General features: G+C 63.5%; 15 protein-coding genes, 1 tRNA gene and 1 pseudogene. 15 read left to right on the forward strand and 2 right to left on the reverse strand.

What is annotated here, in order from left to right:
• Nucleotides 1–33 precede the first annotated feature (33 nt).
• The 15 genes from ARC78_RS17065 to ARC78_RS14345 all read left to right on the forward strand — a co-directional run bounded on the left by ARC78_RS17065 (nucleotide 34) and on the right by ARC78_RS14345 (nucleotide 8,240).
• Nucleotides 34–162 (forward strand): hypothetical protein, encoded by a 129-nt coding sequence (locus tag ARC78_RS17065; RefSeq protein ID WP_256202274.1) that lies wholly within the window; start codon nucleotides 34–36, stop codon nucleotides 160–162.
• Nucleotides 155–529: a Lar family restriction alleviation protein gene (locus tag ARC78_RS16685; protein ID WP_054657407.1), complete on the forward strand. Its 375-nt coding sequence runs from the start codon at nucleotides 155–157 to the stop codon at nucleotides 527–529. Before ARC78_RS17065 ends, ARC78_RS16685 begins: the two co-directional genes overlap by 8 nt.
• Nucleotides 526–771, forward strand: coding sequence for a hypothetical protein (locus ARC78_RS14295; protein WP_145974353.1), 246 nt, complete (start codon nucleotides 526–528; stop codon nucleotides 769–771). The genes ARC78_RS16685 and ARC78_RS14295 overlap by 4 nt, the downstream gene beginning before the upstream one ends.
• Before the next feature lie 161 nt (nucleotides 772–932).
• The gene (bet, locus tag ARC78_RS14300) at nucleotides 933–1,691 is read left to right on the forward strand and encodes a phage recombination protein Bet (RefSeq protein WP_096144986.1); all 759 of its coding nucleotides are present in this window, start codon (nucleotides 933–935) and stop codon (nucleotides 1,689–1,691) included.
• Complete coding sequence (locus tag ARC78_RS14305) at nucleotides 1,688–2,308, forward strand: lambda exonuclease family protein (protein ID WP_057506537.1); 621 nt, start codon at nucleotides 1,688–1,690, stop codon at nucleotides 2,306–2,308. The genes bet and ARC78_RS14305 overlap by 4 nt, the downstream gene beginning before the upstream one ends.
• The gene (locus ARC78_RS17140) at nucleotides 2,305–2,913 is read left to right on the forward strand and encodes an HNH endonuclease (RefSeq protein WP_083468375.1); all 609 of its coding nucleotides are present in this window, start codon (nucleotides 2,305–2,307) and stop codon (nucleotides 2,911–2,913) included. Before ARC78_RS14305 ends, ARC78_RS17140 begins: the two co-directional genes overlap by 4 nt.
• Nucleotides 2,910–3,356, forward strand: coding sequence for a single-stranded DNA-binding protein (locus ARC78_RS14310; RefSeq protein ID WP_083468376.1), 447 nt, complete (start codon nucleotides 2,910–2,912; stop codon nucleotides 3,354–3,356). The genes ARC78_RS17140 and ARC78_RS14310 overlap by 4 nt, the downstream gene beginning before the upstream one ends.
• Nucleotides 3,356–4,417, forward strand: a complete 1,062-nt coding sequence (locus ARC78_RS14315) for a hypothetical protein (protein ID WP_145974354.1) — start codon at nucleotides 3,356–3,358, stop codon at nucleotides 4,415–4,417. Before ARC78_RS14310 ends, ARC78_RS14315 begins: the two co-directional genes overlap by 1 nt.
• Before the next feature lie 2 nt (nucleotides 4,418–4,419).
• Nucleotides 4,420–4,923 carry an HNH endonuclease signature motif containing protein gene (locus ARC78_RS14320; protein ID WP_054657417.1) on the forward strand — a complete coding sequence of 168 codons (504 nt, stop codon included), beginning with the start codon at nucleotides 4,420–4,422 and terminating at the stop codon, nucleotides 4,921–4,923.
• Nucleotides 4,920–5,108, forward strand: a complete 189-nt coding sequence (locus ARC78_RS16690; protein WP_145974355.1) for a hypothetical protein — start codon at nucleotides 4,920–4,922, stop codon at nucleotides 5,106–5,108. Before ARC78_RS14320 ends, ARC78_RS16690 begins: the two co-directional genes overlap by 4 nt.
• On the forward strand, nucleotides 5,101–5,400 hold the full coding sequence (locus ARC78_RS14325; RefSeq protein WP_057506538.1) for a hypothetical protein: 300 nt from the start codon (nucleotides 5,101–5,103) through the stop codon (nucleotides 5,398–5,400). Before ARC78_RS16690 ends, ARC78_RS14325 begins: the two co-directional genes overlap by 8 nt.
• Nucleotides 5,401–5,617: 217 nt before the next feature.
• Entirely contained in the window at nucleotides 5,618–6,832 is a 1,215-nt protein-coding gene (locus ARC78_RS14330) for a DNA cytosine methyltransferase (RefSeq protein WP_054660055.1), read from the forward strand.
• The gene (locus tag ARC78_RS14335) at nucleotides 6,829–7,008 is read left to right on the forward strand and encodes a hypothetical protein (RefSeq protein WP_054660057.1); all 180 of its coding nucleotides are present in this window, start codon (nucleotides 6,829–6,831) and stop codon (nucleotides 7,006–7,008) included. The genes ARC78_RS14330 and ARC78_RS14335 overlap by 4 nt, the downstream gene beginning before the upstream one ends.
• Complete coding sequence (locus ARC78_RS14340; RefSeq protein ID WP_054660059.1) at nucleotides 7,001–7,213, forward strand: DUF4224 domain-containing protein; 213 nt, start codon at nucleotides 7,001–7,003, stop codon at nucleotides 7,211–7,213. The genes ARC78_RS14335 and ARC78_RS14340 overlap by 8 nt, the downstream gene beginning before the upstream one ends.
• A 1-nt stretch (nucleotide 7,214) precedes the next feature.
• Nucleotides 7,215–8,240 (forward strand): site-specific integrase, encoded by a 1,026-nt coding sequence (locus tag ARC78_RS14345; RefSeq protein WP_054660061.1) that lies wholly within the window; start codon nucleotides 7,215–7,217, stop codon nucleotides 8,238–8,240.
• Nucleotides 8,241–8,300: 60 nt separating this feature from the next.
• Here ARC78_RS14345 and ARC78_RS14350 read toward each other — a convergent pair.
• Together ARC78_RS14350 and ARC78_RS14355 are read right to left on the reverse strand one after the other, a co-directional pair.
• Nucleotides 8,301–8,387 (reverse strand) — tRNA-Leu (locus tag ARC78_RS14350).
• Nucleotides 8,388–8,480: 93 nt separating this feature from the next.
• Nucleotides 8,481–8,818, reverse strand: a pseudogene (locus ARC78_RS14355) (oxygen-independent coproporphyrinogen III oxidase); the annotation flags it as partial.

Genomic DNA, 8,818 nt, shown 5'->3' on the forward strand with positions numbered 1-8,818 from the left:
GATGATCTGGTGCGCAGCGCAGGTGCAGCCGTGATGGATGACCTCGATTTCATCAAGGCGATACAGCAGGGCATCCCGCCGCTGCCAATCCCTGACCCGCTGGACCGAATCGAAGCCGAAAGCGGCATCTGCTGCGACGAAAAGGAGATCGATGATGAGTGATGAACAGCGGGCCAGGGAGCTGCTGGCGTGTCCGTTCTGTGGCGGCGAGGCCGAGCGCATCGATTTTGGCCCCGGCGACAGCGAAAACGAAGGCGGGTCCTGCATCGCCTGCACTCGCTGTCAGTCCAGCGGGCCGGTGGAGTTCGGATTCAAGGAGGGTTTCGTATCCAAATGGAACCGCCGCGCCGCCGCGACGGATAGTCACAAGGCGAACGTGATGCTCATTGAGGCGATGGGCCACTTCTGTGGCATCGGGCCAGATTGGGACGACGACCGCATCTATGACGAGATTCCGTCGTCCGCGCTGGCGCTCGCCTACTTCGCCGCCCGGGATGCCATCGCCAAGGCAGCCGGAGACGCGGAATGAAAAACCTCGCCCCCTTCGCAATGTGGGTACTCGCCTCACTGCTGCTGGCCGGCCTGTCTTGGCTAGCGTGGCACAAGTACGCCTACAGCTTCGTCCTCGTGTTCGGCCTGCTCGCAATCATCGCGGCCATCTTCGCCTGGGATGAGCTGCACATCTTCAACCGCGAGCGCCGCAAGCCGCAGATTGTGCCGCCCACGAAAATTCCCGATTTCCCGCCGCAGACGAAGCGGCCGGTTCGCTGATCCCCCGCCTGTTCCCCGCAGGCACCCCGCGCCGGCCGGGCTCCCCAGAGCCGGCAACTACAACCGAGTGGGGCGAGCGTCGCGCTAGCACACGGAAGTGCAAGGAACTGGGCTGTGCCGGCAGCCGCGACGCACCGGCAACTACACACATGGAGCAGGAAATGAGCAATCTCGTAGTTTCGCAAACAGCAAATCTCGCAAAGTCGCTGTCCATTGCGTCGGAAGATCCGGCCGCGCTGGTATCAGTATTGAAGGCGACCGCGTTCAAGGGTCAGGTGTCGGATGCGCAGATGATCGCGCTCCTGGTCGTCGCCAATCAATACGGCCTTAACCCGTGGACGAAAGAGATCTACGCATTCCCCGACCGCAACAATGGCATCGTGCCGGTGGTCGGTGTTGACGGCTGGTCGCGGATCATCAATTCGCACGCCATGTTCGACGGCATGGACTTCCAGCAGGACGATGAATCTTGCACCTGCATCATCTACCGCAAGGACCGCAACCACCCGATCAAGGTCACCGAGTGGATGGCCGAGTGCCGCCGCGATGGTGTCGGCCCGTGGAAGTCGCACCCGCGCCGGATGCTGCGCCACAAGTCAATGATTCAGTGCGCCCGGCTGGCGTTCGGTTTCGTGGGAATCTACGAGCAGGACGAGGCGGAGCGGATTGTTGAGGCGGAGGTGGTTCGTGTATCGCAGCCGAGCAAGGCAGCGGCGCTGGCGATTGAACAGGCAACGCCCGCAGACAGCCCCGAGCGCGACGCCGCCCTGGCTCACTTCCGTGCCGAGGCTCAGAAGGGCGTGGCTCACTTCCGCGAGGTATGGAAGTCGGCGCCGGCACAGCGCGAGCTGGTCAAGGATCGCGTCCAGGAGTTCAAGGAAATTGCAGAGAAGGCTGACGCCGTGGAGGTGGCCCAGTGATTCAGGGATCAACCGAATGGCTGGCCGCGCGTGCCGGCAAGTTCACCGCCTCCCGCTTCGCTGACTTGATGGCGACAACGAAGTCTGGCCCATCCGCGAGCCGACAGAACCTGATCATCACGCTTGCGCTTGAGCGCCTGACCGGCGAGCCGGAGCAGTCGTTTACCAACGATGCCATGCGCCGGGGATCGGAGCTGGAGCCGCTGGCGCGCGGTGCGTATGAAGCCCATACCGGCGAGCTGGTAGAGCTTGCGTCGTTTGTCACCGACCCGCGCTGGGCCAATGTCGGCGTATCGCCAGACGGCCTGCTTGGCGATGACGGGCTGGTGGAATTCAAGTGCCCGGCATCGCAGGCAAAGCATTTCGCCGCGCTGAGCAATGGCGCGCATGCGAAGGAATACCGCTGGCAGGTACAGGGGCAGATGTGGATCACCGGCCGCCAGTGGTGCGACGTCGTGAGCTTCGATCCGCGCTTCCCGGAAGGGCTGGATCTCGCAATCACGCGCGTGCAGCGCGATGAGGCGGCAATCAATCAACTCAGGGATGCCGTGACTGTCGCTGACGCTGAAGTCGAGGCCATCGTCGAGAACATGAAGAACATCAGGAGCGCCGCATGAATTGTTTCAACGCAGTGGGCCGTGTAGGCAAAGAATGCGTTGAATGCGGAACCCGATTTAGCAAGCGGCCCCGAGACGATGAGAAAACCTGGGCGCTCCGGCGTTTCTGCTCTCAACCTTGCGCCAACCGGGCAAATGCCAAGCCAGCGCCAATCTCTGAACGATTCTGGAAGTATGTCAACAAGGCGGAATCTGGCTGCTGGGAATGGCGTGGGACAAAAGACAGGCTGGGCTATGGGCGCCTATCGGCTGGGCGCGGAAAGTCGCCGCTCAAAGCTCACAGAGTCTCGTTTGAGATGGCCAACGGCTCCATCCCCGCCGGCCTTTTCATTCTCCACAAGTGTGACAACCCATCGTGCGTCAATCCGGATCACTTGGAAGCCGGCGACCAGAAGAAAAACATAGCCGACATGATCCGGCGGGGACGACGCGGATCCAATAGAAGGTTAGGCCCACAACAGCAGCCAGCACTCACGCACGAGCAGGCCGAAACGATCAAACGCCGCCGCGCGGCTGGTGAAGCTTACACATCAATCGGACTATCCATGGGAATCAGCCCATCTACGGCTCGCCTATATGCGCTCAACAAGAGGTCTCCAAAATGAACAACTGCAATTTCATCGGAAGGGTTGGTAAAGATGCCGTTTGTAGATTCACTCAAGGCGGCGATCCCGTTACCGGCTGGTCGCTGGCCGTGGATTCCGGCTTCGGCGACAAGAAGCAAACCATCTGGATCGACTGCTCCGCATGGGGCAAGCGATTCGAGAAGGTCGGCGAATACATCACGAAGGGCTCGCAGCTGGGCGTGTCCGGCGAGCTGGGTACGCGTGAGCATGACGGAAAGACCTACATCACCCTGCGCGTGGCCGATGTAACCCTGGTTGGCGGGAAATCCGACTCCCAGTCCGGCGGCAGCAGTGGCAGCCGTGGCGGCGCACCCCAGCGCCAGCGTCCGGAGCGTGCAACCGATGCCCCGAGTGCGCGGGAGACGATGGAAGAGTTTGCGGATGACTCGATCCCGTTCGTGACGAATCGCGGGGTGCTGTGATGAGTAACACCGAACCCACCGGCTTGCCGGATATCCAAGCACCAGTGCTGCCCGCCGCAGCGCAGGAGGCTGGGCTTGATGCATATGATCAGGCGCTTGATCAGCTGTGGAAGCTGGCCGGCGGCAACGACAGCCCCGTATACAAGCTGTTCCTCGGTTTCCGCGACAGTTTCGCAGCCTCCGTCGCCGCAGCACAGGAGGCGGCGGCGTGGCAAGTTGGTGACGATTTTTACACTTCGGAGTCGCTGGCAATCGAAGGGATTCAGCAGTGGGGACCGTCAGGCTCTATTGCCATCCCGCTCTACGCCGCCCCCGTCGCCGCAGCGCAGGAGGCGGTGGCGTGGTTCACAGACGACCACCTGACCGACAGGTCAGCGACAACCTTCGATCCAGTCGTCGCAGAGCGGTGGCGGAATAAAGGGTGGCCCGTCACGAAGCTCTACGCCGCCCCCGTCGCCGCAGCGCCGGTTGTCGATCCGTCGCGCCTCGGCGCAGCCATGAAGGCATTTGATGATGCTGGCGGCCATGCCGTTAGCTACGCGCCCGCATGGATGCGCAAGGCACTGGAGGCTGCAAGCACCCCCGCAGCGCAGGAGGCGGTGGCGTATCTCGACATCGGCGCTGGCGGTTATCTTGACCTCGGCAGCAACCTTCCCGAAGTGCAGCTTTTGGCGTTGCCGAAGGGCCGCCACGCGCTGGGGATCATTGGCACCTATGGCATTGATGGCTATGCAGCCGCCCCCGTCGCTGCGGCGACGGCTGTGGACGTGGCAACCCTGCGCGCATTGGCTGATCGCTGGGCGACTGACCGCAGCTACACCGGTAGCCCCGTCGATGACATTCGTGCGCTGATCGAGAAACCTACGATGAGCACCCCCGCAGCGCCGGGGATCGACCTTGAGCAGTTCCGCGAACGCATCAAGGCTGCAATTGTGCGCATTACGACGGGACAGGCCCCGATGCGCGTACCTGCAGACCAAGCCGACCCGGACATTGTCCTCGCAGATATTCTGTCCCTGATCGACGCCAACCCCAAGGGCGACGATGTGGAGGCCGACTGACCATGGATATTCAGAAGGCAGTTTCCTACAACCCTGAAACTGGCGACTTCACTTGGCTTGTTACCAGGGGGAGAGCAAACAAGGGCAGTGTCGCTGGAAAGGTGGACAGCCACGGTTACCGATCGATCGGGCTCGATGGCAAGCACTATCGCGCCCATCGCGTGGCGTGGCTACTGCAAACGGGAGCGTGGCCGGAAATGCAGATTGATCACCGTAATGGGGACCGCCTCGACAACAGGTGGGAGAACCTGCGCGAAGTGACGCCGCAAGAGAACCAGCAGAACTGCTGCATTCCGCATCGAAACCCGCATGGCTATGTTGGGGTCCGTTATCGCGGAGGGAGCGTCGATCCGTGGGAGGCGATTATCCGAATTAACTTCAAACAAGAGGTGATTGGACGGTACGCAACTGCCAAGGAAGCTGGCGACGCGTACCTAGCAGCTAAAGCCATACACCACCCGGCATGGACCGGTGCGCAGGCCACCAGCGCCGAGGTGGGGGAATGAGCCAGAAATGCAGCGAGTGCGGACGCGAAAGTCCGCTCGGCCAGACCTTCCAGCACTACTGGGGTTGTGTGCACGACACGTCTGCACGCACCCCGCTGTTGAGCCAGATGGGGCGCGCTCAACAGCAGGCACAACTTGACCGCTTGCAGCCCACCAGCCACGGCGCGGGGGTGTCCGATGACTGACGACATGCAGCGGGCCAGGGAGTTGGCCGAAACACTTGACGCCCTCGCGGACGACACGCGGGGCCACGCGCTCAATGGTGAACAGCACGACCATCTGCGTGAAGCAGCTGCCGCCATGCGCGCCGCGCCGGAGGGATGGAGCTTTCAGCGTCAGGAAGATGGCTCAATCATCGTGACGGCAGACGGCTACGGCGTCGTGCATGTGCGACCGGATGACAGCGACAGCATTGCGGCTGCCATGCTGCACCTGCTCGCCAACGATCTCGCCGCCCGCCCGCAGGGGGTGGAGTGATGCGTAACTGCACCGCATGCCATCGCCCATTGCCTGAGCAAGCCTTCCCCAAGGCCGGCAGCCGTGGCCGCGACTCGATCTGCACCGTGTGCGTGAACGACCGGCGTCGGCTTCGCGCTCCCCTGCCCCCGGTTGAGCGGGATCCGGTGCAGATCGCACTGAACAACCGCATGTGCCTGTGGTTCGGGCCCGTGCGGCCGCAGCCGAGGTATGCGGTATGAGCGCTATCCGCTACCTGTCGCTGTTCTCTGGCATGGAAGCTGCGCACTTGGCGTGGGCGCTTCTCGGCTGGGAATGCGTCGGCGTTGCCGAGATTGATCCGGCACCGTGCGCACTGCTTGCGCATCGCCTGCCGCATGTCCCGAACCTGGGCAGCGTTACCGAAATCACCGACGAACAGATCGCCGCGCTGGGTCACATCGATGTCGTCATCGGCGGCAGCCCGTGTCAGGACCTATCCGTCGCCGGCAACCGCGCTGGTCTGGCCGGCGCACGCTCCGGCCTGTTTCACGAACAACTGAGGATTTTCAATGCAGCTCGGACTTTTTGCGGCGCACGCTGGCTCGTCTGGGAAAACGTCCCCGGGGCGTTCAGTAGCAACCGCGGGCGAGACTTTGCTGTCGTGGCTGGGGCATTGGCAGGATGCGAACTCGATGTCCCCCGTGACGGCTGGGGCAACGAAGGCGTGGCGCTCGGCCCGAACGGACTTGTCGAATGGAGCGTGCTGGACGCGCAGTGGTTCGGAGTGGCGCAGCGGCGCCGTCGCGTGTTCGCTGTCCTCGATACTGGAGACTGGGCCGGTAGACCCCCGGTACTACTTGAGCCCGACAGCCTGCGCGGGGATTCTGCGCCGCGCCGAGAAACGGGGGAAGGAGTTGCCGGCACCCTTACGCGCAGCGCTGGAGAACGTGGCGCTGAAGATGGTGAGCGCGGCCAATTGATCCCCGAGATCGCCCGTTGTGTCACAACGGGCGAGGCCAAACGCCAAGACTGGGAGACCTGCACGATCATCCCCGCAGTAGCCCATACGCTCCGCGCCGATGGTTTTGACGCCAGCGAAGACGGCACGGGTCGCGGCACGCCACTGGTGCCAGTAGCGTTCGACTGCAAGGCCAGTGGCCGGGCGGGCTTCGGCGTCGGCGAGATTGCCAGCACGATGCGCAGCATGGGTCATGCCGACAGCCACCAGAACGGAGGCAGTCACTTGGCAGTCCAGCAAGGCATGCAGGTCCGCCGACTCACCCCGCGCGAGTGCGAGCGACTGCAAGGCGCGCCTGACGATTGGACCCTGGTGCCGAACGCGAAGGGCAAGCCGATGGCCGATGGCCCTCGCTACAAAATGCTGGGCAACAGCTTCGCGGTACCGGTGATCACGTGGATCGGCGAACGCATCCAAATGGCGCACACCTACCGGCAGAGGGCCGCAGCATGAAACCGCAGCTCTTCCCCAAGCCAGCCAAGCGCATGAAGCAGCCGCCCAAGGAGTTGTTACGCGAGCAGCTGGCCACGGCGGCCAACGAGATCATCCGGCTGCGCGCCGAGGCGCTGGCCAACGAACAACGGATCAGCGGCGCCCGCGCGGCGCTGGAAGGAGAGCAACATGGCTGACGGCATCGCCCTATCGAAACAGGAAGTGGCCCAGCTGTGCCGCACGCCGCAGAAGGCACGCCAGGTGGCGTTTCTGAGCCAGAACGGCATCAGGCACTATTTGGACGGTCACGGCTGGCCGGTGGTGCTGCGATCGACTATTGACGGCCTGCCGGCACAGGAAGCGGCCGGAACTCCGACGTGGAAGCCAAACAAGGCCGCATGACATGGGAAGGAAGCCATCTAAGCCAGGTGCCGTCCCTCGCCTACGCGCACGCAAGCGCGGCGCGGTGACCTACTACTTCTACGACCACGGCGGTACGCCGCGCCGCGAGGAATCACTGGGCCGCGACTACGGGCTGGCGATCCAGCGCTGGGCGGAGATTGAGCGCGCCACGCACGTCTCCACCGCCCCCAAGGTGATGTTCCGCTGGGTGTGTGACCGGTACATGGCCGAGGTGGCCAGTCAGAAGGCTGCGCGCACCTTCGCCGACAACCAGCGCGAGGTCCTGAAGCTGCTCGAGTTCTTCGACGATCCGCCGGCGCCGGTCGAGGCGATCCAGCCGGTGAACGTCCGCCAGTACATGACCTGGCGCACCAAGGGCGGCACCGGCAAGGTGCGGGCCAACCGCGAGAAGGCGCTGCTCTCGCACATCTGGAACTACGCACGCGACCGCGGCTACACAGCCCTGCCCAACCCCTGCGCCGGCATCAAGGGATTCAAGGAGACCGGGCGCGACGTCTACATCGAGGACGCCCAGTACCAAGCGGTCTGGAGCGCAGCAGATCCGTGTCTGCAGGACGCGATGGACCTCGCCTACCTGCTCGGGCAGCGACCGGCGGACGTGCTGGGCTTGTCGGAGATGGACGTGCGCGACGGAGCGATCCACCTGCAGCAGGGCAAGACCGCCAAGAAGCTGCGCGTCGAGGTCAGCGAAGAGCTGGCCGTTCTGCTGGGCCGGATCCGAGATCGGAAGCGCGGCTACACGGTCCACAGCACGCGCCTGGTGGTGAACGAGCATGGACGAGCGATGACCGTGGCAGCCATGTCCAGGCGGTGGCAGAAGGCGTGCAGGGCAGCCAACGTCGATGGCATCCAGTTCCGGGATCTGCGCGCCAAGGCCGGCACGGACAAGACAGATTCAGCCGGGGATATCCGCCAGGCGCAGCGCCAGCTCGGCCACTCTTCAGTGGTCATGACCGAGCACTACGTACGCAATCGCCGCGGCGCGAAAGTGACACCGACGCGATGAATTGCGGAAAAGCCCCCCGGATTGCGGAAATAAAAAAGGCGGCAAAAGCCGCCTAAGTCATGGTGCCCGGAGCCGGAATCGAACCGGCATGGCCTCGCGGCCGGCGGATTTTAAGTCCGATGCGTCTACCAATTTCGCCATCCGGGCACCGCGATAGCGTGCCTGATCACGCGGCAATTGTGAATTGCATGGCGTGCCGGCCTGCCCGTTTCCGGACCACAGAGCGCACGCCGGCTGCGGTCAGATCGCTTTGGAATACCGGGCCGGCTGCTGCGGAGCTTTCAAATAGCGGTCAAAGCACATGGCGATCAGCCGCAGCAAAGGCCTTCCTGGCCGGGTCGCCGAAACCACACCGTCCTCGATATGGGCCAATCCGTCATCGACCAGTTGCCGCAGTGATTCGATTTCCGCGGCAAATTCGCGATCGAAATCGATGCCGTGGGATGCGGCGACACGGCGCCCGTCCACCCGGCCATGACACATCAGCTGCTGGATCAGCTCCGCCCGCAGCAGATCGTCCTGATCCAGTTCCAGGCCACGCCATACAGGCAGCGCCCCGGGGTAATCCCCCCGCAAAA

It is taken from the genome of Stenotrophomonas pictorum JCM 9942, assembly GCF_001431585.1.
GTDB lineage: Bacteria > Pseudomonadota > Gammaproteobacteria > Xanthomonadales > Xanthomonadaceae > Stenotrophomonas > Stenotrophomonas pictorum.